The organism is Pseudanabaena sp. BC1403 (assembly GCF_002914585.1).
Taxonomy (GTDB): Bacteria; Cyanobacteriota; Cyanobacteriia; order Pseudanabaenales; family Pseudanabaenaceae; genus Pseudanabaena.
In genome coordinates, this window is the sequence record NZ_PDDM01000001.1 from 281180 (window position 1) to 296786 (window position 15607).

Below are 15607 nucleotides of genomic sequence, written 5' to 3' on the forward strand. Positions count from 1 at the left end.
TCTATAAATTTTTACTGATTAAATTTGCCAACTCTATTGAAAGCTCTTGGGCATCATTCAGGATGATCTGTGTTTGATTGATTATGCGTTCAATCTCTTGGATTTCTAGCTCTATTTGAGTTTTATCCCTGACAGCCTGAACTTGAAACTCTGTTAGAGAATTTTGTGATTGGAGATCCTCTGTTTTCAGATCATTAACTTTATATTTTATATTTTCCAACCAATTTCTAATATCCATCTCTACATGCTCAACAATTGCAGTGAATTTTAATTGTTGAGCAATTTCATTGCTAACGATGTTCTTGTAGTTATCTTTGAATACCTTAATAGCATCATTATTGCCAAGTTTATTGCCCAGCCAAGCTCCTAAACCTTTACTACTATTTGAAGTTTGCATGGCAAGCCTCTTTTCTTTGATCACTTTGTTAAAAGATTCAGCGAGGTTAACAAACTGAATGCCAATACTTTTAATAAAGTCACGAATATTTTCTTCTGAAGGCTTTAAATCTGATGGCAAGGTCGATAGCTCACGCTGAAGCTCCATCTGTATTTTGCCAGCCAATCGACGGCAACAAATCACAAGTGCTTCAGCAACTTTGCTATCAAATTTGAACATGCGATCAGAGAGAACTGACTGATTGAAGTCATAGTTTGTAATCAATGTTGTGTCGATCACATGATTAGCGGCTTGATTGATTTCAAATTCAACTTGTCTAAAAAAAAGCTGATTTGCCTTCAATATTTGAACAACTTTTTCGTTGCACTGCTGCTGAGTTTCGACTGTAAGTTTATACTGTGTATTCGATCGCTCAACTTCTTGTTCATATTTGATTTGCACTTCTACCTGCTTCTGCTGTAGAACATTAGTTGCTTGAGATGCATTTGTCAGAATTGCCTTGGATGCAGAAATAATCCGATTTATGGGTACTTGAAAAAAGACAATTCCTCTTTGCTCTGTTAAGAAAGTTTCTAAGGCTCTCTCAAATTCGGTAAAGCGGCTTTTGACTAGGAGATCGTTATCATGGTTCTGTTTTGCTTGCAGAGCTTGATATGCTGATATTGGAAAGACTTTAGGTTGTACAATTCTACTTATACAAGCTTTATATTCTTCAGAATCTTTTCCGTAGCGGTTTTCTATACCACTTATGATGTAATTTCTGATCCGAGATTCAACATTTGCAACAATTTTTTCAACATCCTCTGGGCTATTGCAACGATCAATGCCAGTAACAACAAATAAAATCCGTCCCAAAGACTCATTCAAAAGATGGTTTTCTAGAAAATCTCGCTCTGATTCAGACAAAGGGGATTGCGCCATAATCACCAGAATTGCTACATCAACATGAGGGAGCACTGACAGCGTAATAGCTGTCATAGTCTCATCATCACTTAAACCTGGCGTATCAATAATATCAACGTTATTCTGGCAGTAAGATACTGGGTAGTAAACGATCGCTTCTTGAATAGTTGAAGAAATTGCTTCAGCTTCTGGCGTAAGTTTAGTGACGTAATTAGACAGATCCTCAAGAGCTATCAACTCCTCTAAACCATCTTTAAATTGGATCTTTACCAGAGGCTTTAACCCATAGGTAACACGGTTAAGCGTAGCAGTTGTGGGCAAAATATCTGAAGGCAAAATATCTCTTCCTAAGAGAGCGTTGATAAATGTACTTTTGCCTCTTTTAAACTCACCGACAACAGCAATGGAGAAACCATTAGTCTCAACTCGATGTAAATTATCATCAATTGAGGTGATCAAGCTTTGAAGGCTCAAGCGTTCCGCAAAACCCCTTAACTGTCTTAGTTGACTAGTTAATTTGAATAAAGTTTGTTTATGGTCTATCAGGGATAAATTTTTAGACATATCTTTTTTTACTTTTAATAGGTAGGTACTAGGTAGATTAATAATTTACAATGCCGTAAAGATCCAGTTATGCTCTCCTCCAAAAACCATCGGCAGATGTCCCTCTGGAGCATCTAGAGTAAATTTTAGATTGTTTTCTCCCAAAAAGATGCCACCATGCAGAGATGCATTAGTCCAGTTAACCTGTTGCAAAAAATCCCGCTCTTTCTGATTGACTTGCTTAAAAATTTTCTTTTGGACACTAAATCCGAAATGACCATTAGTATATTTCAACCATAGTTGATCGATAGTTTTTAAGTCTTTAATTGGGAAACAGTCAATAGCGTTACTGTCAATCCAACCTTCCTTTTCACATCCAGCGACTTTAAGCATCATCAACGCAGTTTCTTGATTGGCTTCTTCCCATTTTTGTGACTTGAGGAGTTCTCGCAATCTAGTGTAGTCAGCGTTACATTCAGATCTTAAATCATCATCTAGGCCTTCTGTTGAAGTATTTGTATTTGAAGCTTGGCTAGAGTCATTATCATTAAGTTTCTTTGAAAATCGATGAGCATTACCCAAGATTTTCTGAGTTTCCGTCATCATTTGAATGATGTTTCTTTGCTGTTGTTCATTGAGCGTTGGCGAAGTGCTTTGCCGCAAGTTCAAGGCTGTCAAAATTTCAGTTGCAAAAGTAATCAATCGATTAATAGTTACTTGCAAAAAGACTACATCACGCTCTTGGGTTAAGAACTTTTCAAAAGCAGCCTCAAACTCAGGAAAGCAACTCTTGGCGAGTAACTCAGTATCGTCAGTCTGCTTAGCTTTTAGCGCTTGGTAGGCTGACAGTCCAAAGATCTTAATTTCGCCAATTTTATTTTTATAGACTTCGTACTCTGGTGAATCTTCCCCATACTGATCTTTAGCTCGTTGAAGTACAAGCCTTTTAATCCGATCTCTAACATATTTGACTCCTTTATTAGCATCTTCAAGACTGCCGTAGCGATCAATTGCAGTTACTACAAAGATAATGCGTCCTAAATCATTAGTAAGTAAGTCATTTTCTAAAAACTTTTGCTCTGATTCACCAAATGGAGCGTTACCCCAGATCACCATTATGGCTACATCTACAAGGGGGAGCATTGAAAGCGTAACTTCAGTCATACTGTCATCATTATTCAATCCAGGTGTGTCAATAATATCAACATTGTTCTGACAGTATTGGACTGGATACTGAACGATTGCTTCCCTGATGTGGGCTGCCTTATCTTCTGATTCTGGAGTCAAATTGGTAACATAATCATAGAGTTGATCTATGCGTATCTCTTCTTCCCGCCCATTTTTATATATAATTTGTACCCTTGGATTAACTCCATAGGTTATTCGATTAAGTGTTGCAGTGCAGGGGTTGACATCAGAAGGAAGAATATCCTCACCCAATAGAGCGTTTATAAAGGTGCTTTTGCCACGTTTAAATATTCCTACGACAGCTATAGAAAATGACTTAGATTGCACTCTCTCTATAACACTATTAATGTTTTGAAATTGAGTTGAGCTACTTAGCCATAAAGTTTGTGCATAGCCTCTTAGCTTCTCTAAATCGCTAACTAGCATTGTTAAAAGCTTTCTGTAACCTACAAATGTATTTGGCAGTAAATCAGGCGAACTAATGATGACTTCTTGGAGGGGTTGAATCGATTGTTCTGGAGGTCTAGCATTTTGGACTTCTTGAGGTGATGTACGAGTCACCTCTGGCGCAGAGACTATGATCGTTGGTAGTGAATCTGGTGAACTAGGGACAGTTTCCTGAAGGGGTTGAATTAATTGTTTTGACAATCGAGTATTTTCGGCTTCTTCAGGTGATGTACGAGCTATCTCTAATGGTGGGATTATGATCGTCTCTAGCGGCAGAGCTATTGGTTTGAGACTTTGTAAATCTGTTAGAGCTTGTTCAGCATTGCGATATCGCTGACGGAAATCATAGCGCACCATTTTGTCGATAAATTCCACAAAATCATCACTCACTTGCGCCTTATGCCGCCACCTAAACTCACCCGTTTCCGCATCTTGCTCAAACCCATGACCATAGGGTGGCTCAGCAGTGAGAGCCTCGATTGCCATGCAACCAACTGCATGAATATCACTAGCAAAGCATGGTCTACCTTGAGTTTGCTCCGCAGGCATATATCCAAGCGTTCCGATCGCGATCGTGCCACTCGCCAAACCAAATGCCATATTCGTTTGGTTTGGCTGCACCTCACGCACCGCCCCAAAGTCAATCAGCACGATCTTGTCATTAGCGCGGCGGCGCATGATGTTACTTGGTTTTAAATCTCGATGGATAGAGCCTTGACTATGGACATACGCCAAAATCTCCAATACTTCTCGCAGTAAACCTCTAGTCCTTGATTCTGACCATTTGACAGTATGGTTAATCTCATCGGAGAGCGGACGACCATCGATAAATTCTTGAACTAAGTAAAACTGATCATTGTCTTCAAAATAGGCAATCAGTTTAGGAATACCTGAATGATTGAGATCATCTAACTTAGAAGCTTCACGCTCAAACATCTGCCTTGTAATCGCAATTTGGTCTGGGTCAGTTTTGGTAATTAGCCGCTTGACCACGCATTGAGAACTAGCTTGATTTTTCAGGCGTTTGTGAGTATCTTCAGCCAAAAACGTCTCACCAAAAGCGCCAAAACTAATCTGTTTAACAATCCGAAAGCGATCTATCAGCATTTGTTCAGGCATACAAACCAGTCTCACACCATAAATTTGGACTAATTTTCAAAATTAGGTAATTGGCTTAAAAAATACTTAACAATCTAAATCACTTGAAGTTATGGATAATTTCAGTAACTTTTCAAAATTCTATCATGTTGCCCCAAAGATTCAGCGATCGCTTAAATAACGGAATGCGCGATTGAAATCATACCCCACACATTACCCCTGTTAAGGTGCAAAAATAGCGAACTTAGATCGGCTGTTTCAGCTTTAAAAAAGCTACTTAGGATCGCAAATTAAATAAAACCCAATATGATTGCGGCAGGCTTCGTCCACCTTAATCATATTGGGTTTTGAATTGCATAAGTTATTTAATTTTCATCCCTAAGCAACCCACCAGCTTTTTAGTTTTACGACTGTGCATTTAAAATACCGCGTAACTCGCCTGCTCGATTAGATTTGGTGTGAATATCAACGTATAAGCCACCACTATTAAGAGCTTGGAGTTGCTCATCTGTTAGCTTATATTCGCCCTTGACATTGCCGCTTACACCATCTGAGTTAACTTGCACTTGCAAGGCGAACTGGAAAGGTCCATTAGCATTAGCAGCTCCTTTATGAATATGTACACCTGAAGTAATATTTGGATTGGGAGGGGCTGCAGGATCGGTAGCATAGTCACGTAGGGGGCTATTTAAACCATAAAAACTGCCACGCACAATTAATCGATCGCCGATCAAGGCTGCTCCAAGCACGCCTGAGGCATTCGTTGTCGCTGGGTTCGGGTAAATCTCAGTTCCTGACAATATTGCAGCAAATCGAGTGAAACTAGCACCTTGGCTAATCAAATTCCCTTGAGAAATAAGTTCAGCCTCAGCTTGCTGTTGATAGGTTGCTAAACTGATTGAGGTATTAACTAGCTGCGAACTATTGACTTTGGGCGCGAGGTTATGAGATTGAGCTGGTGCACTAGTATTTATTGCAAGTAAACAGATAGTGATCCCAAGAACAATGCTGAATAAAAACTTCTGATATTTCCTAAAAACCTGAACCATATTATTGTTTTCCAATTTAGTGGATTGGTTTGTTTTCTCTCAGATATGTTTACGTCTAAAAGTTGGGTTTGGATTCAATCGTATTATATCGTTACCATGATATACTCCCTTCCCACCTTAAGAAAAGGCGTTATACAGTGAATAATTAGTGGTGCGCGGCTAAGCCGCGCACCACTAATTATTCACTGGGAAGGCAGTATATATATCGTTAAATATGCAATATTTACTAATTTTTGGGGCGGCGTTATTAGCGGGTGGGATAAATGGCATCGCAGGGGGTGGCAGTTTTATTTTGTTTCCTGTTCTCATGTTTGTCGGTATTCCGCCTATAACTGCTAACGCCACTAATGCGATCGCCTTATTACCTGGAACATTAGCCAGTGCCGGAGCCTATCGTCATGAGTTTGATAAGGATAAGCGATCGCTAATTCAAGTATGCATATTGGGAGTGATTGGAGGGCTTTTAGGGGCAATTTTGCTCCTCAGAACTCCATCTGCAACTTTTTTGCAAGTTTTGCCATATCTACTACTGACAGCAACATTGGCTTTTGCTTTTAGTAATAAAATGACGATGTGGCTTGAGCTACAGCAATCCCGATTCGCTAAGCTTAGAAAATTGCGAACAGTTTTAATTATCATCTTGCAATTAGTTGTAGCTATCTATGGAGGTTTTTTTGGCGGTGGCATGGGGATTTTGTTTCTGGCTACTTTTGCGCTGATGGGGATGACTAATATCCATCGGATGAACGCCTATAAGACTATGCTTACAAGTTGTATTAATGCGGTAATCGTGATTCCCTTTGTTAATGCGGGGGTGATTCTGTGGCAAGAGGGTACTATTGCTGCGATCGGTGCGGCTATTGGTGGATATATCAGTGCTTACTATGTTCAAAAAATCCCCCCGATTATAGTAAAGCGATTTGTAATTGGTGTTGGTTCAGCGATGACGTTGTACTTTTTTATTAAGAGTTGGCTGGCTTAATCAAAGCTATCCAAATAAAGGCGGCGCTTCGCGCCGCCTTTATTTGGATAGCTTTGCGAAACAACGCAATTAAGCTCATTGTCTTGTTATATGATCGGATCAGTGATCGCATTTTATCTGCAACTATAGGCTGTCCTCTATATGTCCAGTGTCATCATTCAAGGAGCAAAACATAGCTATAGCCTAACAACTCCTACACAAGCAAAAAAGCAAGTTCCAACGATCGCTTTTTTGCATGGTTGGATGCTTAGTCAGGCTTATTGGCAGCCATTGATTAGTCAGTTACAAACTGATTTTCAATGCTTATCCTACGATTTACGGGGGTTTGGACTTTCTCAAATTAGCGATCGCGATGACTATTCGTTAATTAGTTATGCAAGGGATTTAGAAGAGTTACTTGATCATTTAGAGCTTTCGCAGGTTTGGTTGGTGGGGCATTCCCTTGGCGGTGCGATCGCTTTATGGGCAGCACATTTATTTAGCGATCGGATTTTAGGTGTTGTTTGTCTAAATGCAGGCGGAGGTATTTACATCAAAGAAGAGTTTGAGAAGTTTCGGACAGCAGGCAAAATCATTTTAAAATTACGCCCCAAGTGGCTACAAGATATACCTCTAGTTCATGTTCAATTTGCCAAAGATAGTGTCAAGTATCCTTTGGATCAGACTTGGGGTAAACAAAGAGCGATAGATTTTGTATCTGCTAAATATCAAGCTGCAAAAGGAACTTTGCTAGATTCTACTAGTGAACAGGAAGTTCACAAGCTACCGCAAATCGTCTCAAAGTTGCAACAACCGATTTATTTTGTAGCTGGTGCAAATGACACCATAATGGAACCAAAATATGTAAATCATCTTGCTAGTTTCCATTATTCTTTTAATGGTTATGGGGAGAATGTTTTTGAATTTCCAGATTGTGGACATATGGCAATGCTAGAGCAGACAAATCTACTGCATAGGCTTCTAGTAGATTTATTAGCAAAACCCGTTACCTCGCCTTGTCTGTAATCTGGCTGCCGCCATTGATACAGCGCTTTGTGCTGAAACCCAAACCAAGAACTTTTTGAAAGTGTTGCTTAGCAACACTTTCAAAAAGTTCTTCTAACTCATTTGAGCGAAAATTTCGGCAAGACCAAAAGTAGGGTGCGTTACGCTGACGCTAACACACCCTACAGCTTAAGAAACCATTTAAGAATTACTTTCTGCGGTCAAAAGCTCTAAGAGATCCCCCTCAATCCCCCTTAAAAAGGGGGAAGAATTTAATTCTCCCCCCTTTTTAAGGGGGGCTGGGGGGGATCTAGACAATTCTTAAATGGTTTCTAAGCATAATCCTGAAGTGCGGTTACGGAAATACCGCCAGTCTGTAAGGCTCTTATGGCTGCGATCGCGGCTTTTGCACCAGCTAATGTTGTAATCACAGGGATCTTATAAGCCATCGCGGTGCGGCGGATCATCTTGCCATCGGTTTTCGCCTCTTCGCCACTGGGTGAATTAACGATCAATTGAATTTGACCATTTTTCATCACGTCACTAATGTTTGGACGACCTTCGTGAACCTTGAGAACCTGCTTTGATTCAATGCTGTTGCGGCGCAGAACTTTGTGAGTCCCTTCTGTCGCCACGACTTTAAATCCAAGTTCAACAAAAGCTTCAGCAATCGTAGAAATACCGCTTTTATCGCGATCGTTGACCGAGATAAAGACCGTTCCTTCAAGGGGAAGATGTGTGCCTGCACCAAGTTGAGCTTTGGCAAAGGCGCGTCCGAACTCAGTGTCAATGCCCATAACTTCACCAGTCGATCGCATCTCTGGACCCAAAATTGTATCGGTTCCCGCGAACTTAGCAAAGGGAAGTACGGCTTCTTTGATCGAGATGTGCTTGGGAATTACTTCTTCAGTTAAACCGAGTTCCGCAAGGGTCGCACCAGCCATAATTCGTGAAGCATAGTTAACGAGGGGAACGTTAATTGCTTTACTGACATAGGGAACGGTACGCGAGGCGCGTGGATTGGCTTCAAGGATAAAGACTTTGCTCTCCTTGAGGTTATTGTTATTCAACTGCACCGCGTACTGGATATTCATCAAGCCAATTACTTTTAGCGATTTAGCAAGGCTAATTGTCCATTTGCGAATGGTGGCAAGAACTTCAGGAGGCAAGGAGAAAGTGGGAATCGAACAAGCGGAGTCACCAGAGTGAATCCCTGCTTCTTCGATATGTTCCATAATGCCGCCGATGGTGACATTGCCAAGTTGATCAGCGATCGCATCGACATCCACCTCGATCGCACCCTCAAGGAAATGATCGATTAGTACAGGATGTTCTGGCTCGATGATAATGGCGCGGCGCATATAGTCTTCGAGTTCAGCATCAGAGTAGACAACCTCCATGCCACGACCACCAAGAACGTAGCTAGGACGAACAACCACAGGATAACCGACACGTTGCGCGATCGCGACGGCTTCATCTTCTGAACGAGCTAAACCATTTTGCGGTTGGGTAATACCGATTTCTTGGCAGATTGCCTCAAAACGTTCGCGATCTTCAGCAATATCAATGGAGTCAGGCGAAGTTCCCCAAATCTTAGTTGTGGAATTTGTATCTTGGAGATATTTCAACAAGGGAACCGAAAGTTTGAGCGGAGTTTGTCCACCAAATTGAATGATTACGCCTTCAGGTTTTTCCGCTTCGATGATGTTTAGTACATCTTCGCGAGTCAATGGCTCGAAATAGAGGCGATCGCTTGTGTCATAGTCCGTAGAAACAGTTTCAGGGTTCGAGTTAACCATGATTGTTTCAAAACCTGCGGCGCGTAAAGCATAGCTGGCATGACAGCAGCAATAGTCAAACTCAATTCCCTGTCCAATTCGATTTGGTCCACCACCGAGAATCATGACTTTACGTTTAGTGGAAGGCAAAATTTCTGATTCTTCTTCGTAAGTCGAATAGTGATAGGGAGTGAGCGCTTCAAATTCAGCCGCGCAGGTATCAACGGTTTTGTAGGAAGGAATCACGCCCAAATCTTTGCGATAGGCGCGAACTGTATCTTCATTTGTACCCGTGAGATAGGCAATCTGGCGATCGCTAAAGCCCATCCGCTTTGTTTCCAGCATCTCTTCTTTTTTGACGCTATCGAGCTTCCGACCTTTGATCGAAAGTTCCACATCGGTGATCTCGCGCATTTTTTGCAAGAACCAAGGATCGATATTGGTTAGTTCAAAAATGGCTTGTACCGATAAACCTGACAAAAATCCATCGCGAATTGAGAAAATGCGATCGGGATTAGGAACTCGCAGACTGTACTTAATTTTTTCGAGATCGGGTAAGGTTTCTTCGCGATCGCCACCAAAGCCAAAACGACCAACTTCAAGCGATCGCAATGCTTTTTGAAAAGACTCTTGGAAAGTACGCCCGATCGCCATCGCTTCACCGACTGACTTCATCTGGGTAGTGAGAACCGCCTCAGACCCTGGGAATTTCTCAAAGGCAAAGCGAGGAATCTTGGTAACTACATAATCAATAGTTGGCTCGAAACTAGCAGGGGTTTTCTTGGTGATGTCGTTAGAAATTTCATCTAGCGTATAGCCAACAGCAAGTTTCGCCGCAAATTTAGCGATCGGGAATCCTGTTGCTTTCGATGCAAGCGCCGAACTGCGAGACACACGAGGATTCATCTCGATTACGACCACATCGCCATTTTCAGGATTGATCGAGAACTGAATATTCGAGCCACCTGTTTCTACGCCGATTTCACGAATAATTTTGATCGAATAGTCACGCAAGCGCTGATATTCCTTGTCAGTCAAGGTCTGAGCAGGTGCAACCGTAATCGAGTCGCCAGTATGGATACCCATCGGATCAATATTTTCGATGCTGCAAATAATCACCACGTTATCGGCGAGATCGCGCATCACCTCTAGCTCATACTCTTTCCAACCAATCAGCGATCGCTCAATCAAGATTTGCGATACGGGACTCGCTTCTAAACCAGAGGCACAAATTTCTTCAAACTCCTCTTGGTTGTAAGCAATCCCGCCGCCAGTTCCGCCCATAGTGAAGGCAGGGCGGATAATTAGGGGATAGGAGCCAATTTCTTGGGCGATCGCACGGGATTCTTCCATAGTTGTCCCTAAGCCAGATGGACACATAGCAACGCCAATGCGCTCCATCGCCTCTTTAAATAGCTTGCGATCCTCCGCCATCTCGATCGCTTCAAGTTTCGCGCCAATTAATTCAACACCATATTTTTCTAAAACGCCCATTTTTGCAAGGGATACGGCTGTATTTAGCGCTGTTTGTCCGCCCATCGTGGGCAAGATCGCGTCAGGACGCTCTTTCTCGATAATCTGGGCAACAACTTCGGGGGTAATTGGCTCAATGTATGTGCGATCGGCAGTGGCGGGATCGGTCATGATCGTCGCAGGATTGGAGTTAACTAGGATCACATAGTAGCCCTCGTCCCGTAAAACCTTACAGGCTTGGGTTCCTGAGTAGTCAAATTCGCAGGCTTGCCCGATCACGATTGGGCCAGCGCCAATCAATAAAATCTTTTGGATGTCAGTACGGCGGGGCATATTATCTTGTATTTCTTAGGTAACTCGCAATACATTTTATAGCCTCATGGCGATCCTTTAGTATGTAGCGCATGATGCTAATTGGTTTACTGACTAAGAAGTAACACTATTTCTCTATACCTTTGAGGGGTGTTAAGATGCAGATGGTTAGATATATCAGAGATGTGCAGCCATGTTAACGACAGAAACTTCTACTCAAAGTGATGTAAAGCGATCGCTAATCCAAGAAATCGAACAAACTTCAGATCATGTACTAAGTGAGGTTTTAGATTTTCTTTTGTTTGTGAGGGCAAAACATTCACAAGATGGTTTGAATGTAAATGCTGGTAACTATGAGGCTGATGAAGATTATGAGGATCTTGCAGATGCTAAAGCTGCTCTAGCATCTATTGATTCTGAAGGTACTATCTCTTGGGAAAGTCTAAAGGCTGAGATTGGGCTATGACGTATCGCATTGAGTTTGTAAAGCAATCTGCCAAACAGCTAAAATCTCTATCCACGGAAGAACAACAAAGGATAAGGATAAAGATTGATGCTTTAGCCAATGTTCCTCGTCCTGATGGTGTGGTCAAGCTGGCAGGTGAAGATAATCTTTATCGCATTAGGGTGGGAAACTATCGAATCATCTACTCTATTCAGGATAATCAACTACTAGTTTTGGTACTTAAAATTGGTCATCGTAGAGATGTTTACCAGTAATTAACAGAGGCGATCGCTTAGTATGCAGCGCGTGACTCTAAAAATCTCCTCTATACCTACTGTTGGTTAGAAAATCACCCCCAACTAAAACTAACCACGGATAAAAAATATTTTATGGAATACATTTCATCAGCATTGCGTTTGGAATTTCGTGAATTCTGTGTCGGGTTAGTTCTTCGTCAGATTGATGACATTTTCCAAATGGCTGACATACAACTAGGTCGATCCGAGCGTGATGTCACTGGCGCGAGACGTTCACGTGTTGAGGACTATTATGCATCCATAGATTGGAGCGATTTAACAGACGCTCAGAAATTCTTAAAAGTCGTAGGATTGGTGTTGTCGCAATCATATATTTCTAATGAGTCAAAAGAAGTAATGCGAAATGTATGTCTACAAGAAGGCTTAGTTGTTGAGGGGCATCAAGTCAAACTTCCGAAAATCATCTCTTCTAATGAACCTAATGATTTATTTCTGCATCAATTTCCTGGTGGACTTCCTTTTGGCTTGGTAAAGCCTGATTTTGCTGTAATTGCTAGAGAAGGTAAGCAATCACTAAAATTTGAATTGAAGTCTGGGATAGGTGTTATTTGGCAGAATGTATATCCAAATTTTGACTTTTCAATTTTTCAGGCCGCTTGTGGAATTAGCTCGGAAACAAACTCAGCATTAAAAAAAGCCCTTTTCGCTATGAATCAAACTGATTATGAAAAAATATTCTTTCAAGCATATGCCAAAAATTTGGGCATGGCTTATAGGCATATACCAATGTTAATTCCACAAGCATGGGTACAATGGCATTCATCATCGAAAAAGGTTTTGCAAGCTTCGGGACGGACACTGGCAAAAGATCTGTATCGTATAGATTTTGTTGCATTTTGGAATAATCATAGATATGCAATATTGATTGATGATATTAGCCACTATGCAATAAAACGTGGTAATCAATGGATAGCTGATGAAGAAACTTACTCAAAACGCCTAGCGGAAGATCGAAAACTACAAGTAGAGGGGTGGAATATTTTTAGGGTAAGCAATTGGGATATCAAGCAAAATAAAGTGAGCGAAATAGTTCTCGACTTACAAAAGTTTGTTGGATTTGAAGTCATATGAAACCCATCCTAATAAAACCCATATACACCGATCTCAGAAAAAGTGATTGGCTGTAAAGCAACAGTTATTTACGGTGGGTAATGGCCATCGTTATACCGAAGCTATACACCAGTTAAAGTTAGCTGTTTTTATCCGAGGTTATGTCATTAGAAAAGATTAACTTTGTTTTTAATTCTCGAGAAATCATCGGTGATTGCAAAGATAAGATATTGGGGCTAATTTTTGGGATAGGCGATCGCAAAGGACAAGAAATTCAAGATATTAATTATAAAATTCTTGAATAATTTTCTTGATTTCTAATGATGTTACATTGTCCTCATCAGATTTCGAGTAAATCAAAACACATAAAATATTCTCAGAGGTTTTAATATAGTAAATTAACCTATAGCCGCCACTTTTACCTTTCTGAATATCACTATTTTTGATGCGAACCTTAAATACTGTATACCCAGTATTTTGAATCTGATCGCCAACTAGATCGCCACTCTGAATTCGATCTAAAACTGGCTGAATATCTAATTTAATCCGTCTATAGCGCTTTGCTAAATCTCGAACTTGACGCTTAAAAACATCTGTAAACTGAATCTTCAATTTAGGATTATCGCTAGACATCAATTCCATCCCAAAGTTGAGAAATATCGTGAACTCTACCTGCTTTAACATCTTCTAAAGACTGGCGAAGATCTTCTAAGATTTTTTCTTTGGGATCATCATAATCTTCTACTAATTCACCAACATCTGTTTGTATTTCTGTCTGTATTGGTGAATGTTTTGCTCTAATAAACAAAAGAAAGTCTAGGACTTCGCTTAAAAGAGATTCTGAAGTCTGATCAATTTCTTGGATTAAAGCCTGCCTAACATTTATCTGTGTAGAAGCTTCTGTAGTTAACATGGCTTAACCTCAGTTCTAGTCATAAAATTACATAACATAAAGCTAACATACATAGGAATATAGTGCGATCTCCTATCCTGTAGGTTTTATTAATGACATGCACCTAATTTTTTGAACGAAATTAGTTGCTTTAGCGAAAAGGGAATTTATTGGTGATGGGGAGATCGCCATTTAGCTTAAATGTATGAGGAGCGATCACTTCACCTGTTTTTTCAATCCCAGAGAGTTTTTATTCTAGATGAAGCCCTCAACATCTCATCTCTTGTAATCAACGTTGTTTGATAATAACTAGCCGTTGCCGCAATCACGCGATCGTGAATATCCCATTCTTTCGGTAATGTAAGCATCGCTTGAAAAATAGGGAAATCGAAAGCCACCACTGTAAATCCGTCTCCCTGATTAATTTGTTGCAAAATCTGCTCAACTGTTACTTTTACCTTACCTTTTTCAGCAATATGCATAAGTTCAGCCAAAACAAGAGTCGGAATGAGAATTTGAATCTCTCCCTCTTGAGCTTGATTAAGAAGATTCTCCACCAAAGATGATAAACGTTTGTCTTCAGCAATAAACCAAGCTAGAGCATGAGTATATACCAAATAAGTATCCATTTGATTTTCTACTCTTGCCAATTATTTGCATCTTTAAAAACAGCACTTCTTGCATCAGCAAAATCATCATCATTTATCTCAAAGTCTTTCCACAGAACCTTGATATAAGTAGTTTTACGCTGACCCTGCAACAATTGATGACTGACAATCTTTTTTAAACTTTCAAGCTCTTCTTGAAGAGACTGAATGCGAAGTAAAACATATTGACTCATAGCAATTACCTCTTTAATAACCTGATTTTACACTCTAACCACCCACAAGTATCAACAAGAAACTTCATACTCTTTCACTGCGATCGCGTACATTATGGGTATTAGCTCCCTTTAAGACACCTCGAAATGATTGTATAGAAGATTGAGGGACAAGGGTGATTGAATCGTTTTTTAGAACAACTGAAAACTTTTGTCCCACTTGCAAATTCAACAAATCTCTAATTTCCTGTGGAATAGAAATCTGATAATGTTGTGATAAAGTAACTTCTCGCATTGTTTATCCTTAGCTCTGAGTAGTTCTAATCATAAAATTACATAACATAAAGCTAACATACATAGGAATATAGTGCGATCGCCGATCACACGGAACTATAACTGTGTCTAGGGAATAAAGGCAAGTAAAAACTGATGTCAAATTCAATTAGTTACGAAAAAAGACCTGATCTTCATTCGGTACAAATGAATAATGGCTTGACTTCAGTCTTCATCTCTGTCATCGCGATCGCAGCTTCAACTCTTGCTAAAAACGATCTACAACGAAAAATAGCCGTATGGTTTGCATCTCATGATCAAGGTGTTTTTGGTCTAGGTTTAGTTGGATTTGACGTAAGTGAACTACCTTGGGTTCAAGATAACTTTGATGAGCAGAAGTATTTTATTCTGCAAGTCATTGATTCGACAACATGTCAGATGGGTTGGGATATCCTTGATTATGAGCCACATAAAGAATGGGTTTTCACATCTCTAGAAAAGTTTCGCATTCTCATAGAAGCATTTGAAATTCAGGATCGATGTAAGCAAATCTCTGAAGTATGGGGTTATGTAAGCGAGCCTAAGATGTTTATTCTATGCCCCAAACATAATGTATATGAGCATGATGGTGGCTGTGTTCTATGCAATGACTAAAT

At 40.3% G+C, this 15607-nt stretch carries 15 protein-coding genes; 6 read left to right on the forward strand and 9 right to left on the reverse strand.

Translation table 11 applies throughout. The features are described from left to right. Nucleotide 1 precedes the first annotated feature (1 nt). The 3 genes from CQ839_RS01280 to CQ839_RS01290 form a co-directional block, all read right to left on the reverse strand. On the reverse strand, nucleotides 2-1864 hold the full coding sequence (locus tag CQ839_RS01280) for a dynamin family protein (RefSeq protein ID WP_103666464.1): 1863 nt from the start codon (nucleotides 1862-1864) through the stop codon (nucleotides 2-4). A gap of 45 nt (nucleotides 1865-1909) precedes the next feature. Then, nucleotides 1910-4597, reverse strand: coding sequence for a GUN4 domain-containing protein (locus CQ839_RS01285; RefSeq protein ID WP_103666465.1), 2688 nt, complete (start codon nucleotides 4595-4597; stop codon nucleotides 1910-1912). 383 nt (nucleotides 4598-4980) lie between these two features. Beyond that, nucleotides 4981-5625 (reverse strand): CHRD domain-containing protein, encoded by a 645-nt coding sequence (locus CQ839_RS01290; RefSeq protein ID WP_103666466.1) that lies wholly within the window; start codon nucleotides 5623-5625, stop codon nucleotides 4981-4983. A gap of 214 nt (nucleotides 5626-5839) precedes the next feature. Here CQ839_RS01290 and CQ839_RS01295 point away from each other — a divergent pair, with 214 nt between their 5' ends. After that, nucleotides 5840-6607: a sulfite exporter TauE/SafE family protein gene (locus CQ839_RS01295; protein WP_103666467.1), complete on the forward strand. Its 768-nt coding sequence runs from the start codon at nucleotides 5840-5842 to the stop codon at nucleotides 6605-6607. A 141-nt stretch (nucleotides 6608-6748) separates the two neighbouring features. Continuing rightward, on the forward strand, nucleotides 6749-7612 hold the full coding sequence (locus CQ839_RS01300) for an alpha/beta fold hydrolase (RefSeq protein WP_103666468.1): 864 nt from the start codon (nucleotides 6749-6751) through the stop codon (nucleotides 7610-7612). Nucleotides 7613-7923: 311 nt separating this feature from the next. On the opposite strand, the gene carB is transcribed toward CQ839_RS01300, so the two are convergent. Next, nucleotides 7924-11175, reverse strand: a complete 3252-nt coding sequence (carB, locus tag CQ839_RS01305) for a carbamoyl-phosphate synthase large subunit (protein WP_103666469.1) — start codon at nucleotides 11173-11175, stop codon at nucleotides 7924-7926. A 172-nt stretch (nucleotides 11176-11347) separates the two neighbouring features. On the opposite strand from carB, the gene CQ839_RS01310 reads away from it, so the two are divergent. From CQ839_RS01310 to CQ839_RS01320, 3 genes are all read left to right on the forward strand, one after another. Continuing rightward, entirely contained in the window at nucleotides 11348-11620 is a 273-nt protein-coding gene (locus CQ839_RS01310; RefSeq protein WP_103666470.1) for a hypothetical protein, read from the forward strand. Further along, a complete protein-coding gene (locus tag CQ839_RS01315; protein WP_103666471.1) occupies nucleotides 11617-11874 on the forward strand; it encodes a type II toxin-antitoxin system RelE/ParE family toxin in 258 nt (85 codons plus the stop codon). The genes CQ839_RS01310 and CQ839_RS01315 overlap by 4 nt, the downstream gene beginning before the upstream one ends. A gap of 114 nt (nucleotides 11875-11988) precedes the next feature. Next, nucleotides 11989-12987: a hypothetical protein gene (locus CQ839_RS01320; protein ID WP_103666472.1), complete on the forward strand. Its 999-nt coding sequence runs from the start codon at nucleotides 11989-11991 to the stop codon at nucleotides 12985-12987. A 261-nt stretch (nucleotides 12988-13248) separates the two neighbouring features. Here the strand turns inward: CQ839_RS01320 and CQ839_RS01325 are convergent, their stop codons facing one another. The 5 genes from CQ839_RS01325 to CQ839_RS01345 form a co-directional block, all read right to left on the reverse strand. After that, complete coding sequence (locus CQ839_RS01325) at nucleotides 13249-13599, reverse strand: type II toxin-antitoxin system RelE/ParE family toxin (protein WP_103666691.1); 351 nt, start codon at nucleotides 13597-13599, stop codon at nucleotides 13249-13251. After that, nucleotides 13592-13879 (reverse strand): hypothetical protein, encoded by a 288-nt coding sequence (locus tag CQ839_RS01330; RefSeq protein ID WP_103666473.1) that lies wholly within the window; start codon nucleotides 13877-13879, stop codon nucleotides 13592-13594. The genes CQ839_RS01325 and CQ839_RS01330 overlap by 8 nt, the downstream gene beginning before the upstream one ends. A gap of 212 nt (nucleotides 13880-14091) precedes the next feature. Further along, nucleotides 14092-14487 (reverse strand): type II toxin-antitoxin system VapC family toxin, encoded by a 396-nt coding sequence (locus CQ839_RS01335; protein ID WP_103666474.1) that lies wholly within the window; start codon nucleotides 14485-14487, stop codon nucleotides 14092-14094. 8 nt (nucleotides 14488-14495) lie between these two features. Beyond that, the gene (locus CQ839_RS01340; RefSeq protein ID WP_103666475.1) at nucleotides 14496-14699 is read right to left on the reverse strand and encodes a hypothetical protein; all 204 of its coding nucleotides are present in this window, start codon (nucleotides 14697-14699) and stop codon (nucleotides 14496-14498) included. A gap of 64 nt (nucleotides 14700-14763) precedes the next feature. After that, entirely contained in the window at nucleotides 14764-14973 is a 210-nt protein-coding gene (locus CQ839_RS01345; RefSeq protein WP_103666476.1) for an AbrB/MazE/SpoVT family DNA-binding domain-containing protein, read from the reverse strand. Between the two features lie 134 nt (nucleotides 14974-15107). On the opposite strand from CQ839_RS01345, the gene CQ839_RS01350 reads away from it, so the two are divergent. Continuing rightward, nucleotides 15108-15605 (forward strand): hypothetical protein, encoded by a 498-nt coding sequence (locus CQ839_RS01350; protein ID WP_103666477.1) that lies wholly within the window; start codon nucleotides 15108-15110, stop codon nucleotides 15603-15605. Nucleotides 15606-15607: the final 2 nt, after the last annotated feature.

What these genes read in the sequence shown, in the direction of transcription:
- CQ839_RS01280 (WP_103666464.1), bottom strand. Translation starts at nt 1,864, where the DNA reads ATGTCTAAAAATTTATCCCTGATAGACCATAAACAAACTTTATTCAAA.
- CQ839_RS01285 (WP_103666465.1), bottom strand. Translation starts at nt 4,597, where the DNA reads ATGCCTGAACAAATGCTGATAGATCGCTTTCGGATTGTTAAACAGATT.
- CQ839_RS01290 (WP_103666466.1), bottom strand. Translation starts at nt 5,625, where the DNA reads ATGGTTCAGGTTTTTAGGAAATATCAGAAGTTTTTATTCAGCATTGTT.
- CQ839_RS01295 (WP_103666467.1), top strand. Translation starts at nt 5,840, where the DNA reads ATGCAATATTTACTAATTTTTGGGGCGGCGTTATTAGCGGGTGGGATA.
- CQ839_RS01300 (WP_103666468.1), top strand. Translation starts at nt 6,749, where the DNA reads ATGTCCAGTGTCATCATTCAAGGAGCAAAACATAGCTATAGCCTAACA.
- carB (WP_103666469.1), bottom strand. Translation starts at nt 11,175, where the DNA reads ATGCCCCGCCGTACTGACATCCAAAAGATTTTATTGATTGGCGCTGGC.
- CQ839_RS01310 (WP_103666470.1), top strand. Translation starts at nt 11,348, where the DNA reads ATGTTAACGACAGAAACTTCTACTCAAAGTGATGTAAAGCGATCGCTA.
- CQ839_RS01315 (WP_103666471.1), top strand. Translation starts at nt 11,617, where the DNA reads ATGACGTATCGCATTGAGTTTGTAAAGCAATCTGCCAAACAGCTAAAA.
- CQ839_RS01320 (WP_103666472.1), top strand. Translation starts at nt 11,989, where the DNA reads ATGGAATACATTTCATCAGCATTGCGTTTGGAATTTCGTGAATTCTGT.
- CQ839_RS01325 (WP_103666691.1), bottom strand. Translation starts at nt 13,599, where the DNA reads ATGTCTAGCGATAATCCTAAATTGAAGATTCAGTTTACAGATGTTTTT.
- CQ839_RS01330 (WP_103666473.1), bottom strand. Translation starts at nt 13,879, where the DNA reads ATGTTAACTACAGAAGCTTCTACACAGATAAATGTTAGGCAGGCTTTA.
- CQ839_RS01335 (WP_103666474.1), bottom strand. Translation starts at nt 14,487, where the DNA reads ATGGATACTTATTTGGTATATACTCATGCTCTAGCTTGGTTTATTGCT.
- CQ839_RS01340 (WP_103666475.1), bottom strand. Translation starts at nt 14,699, where the DNA reads ATGAGTCAATATGTTTTACTTCGCATTCAGTCTCTTCAAGAAGAGCTT.
- CQ839_RS01345 (WP_103666476.1), bottom strand. Translation starts at nt 14,973, where the DNA reads ATGCGAGAAGTTACTTTATCACAACATTATCAGATTTCTATTCCACAG.
- CQ839_RS01350 (WP_103666477.1), top strand. Translation starts at nt 15,108, where the DNA reads ATGTCAAATTCAATTAGTTACGAAAAAAGACCTGATCTTCATTCGGTA.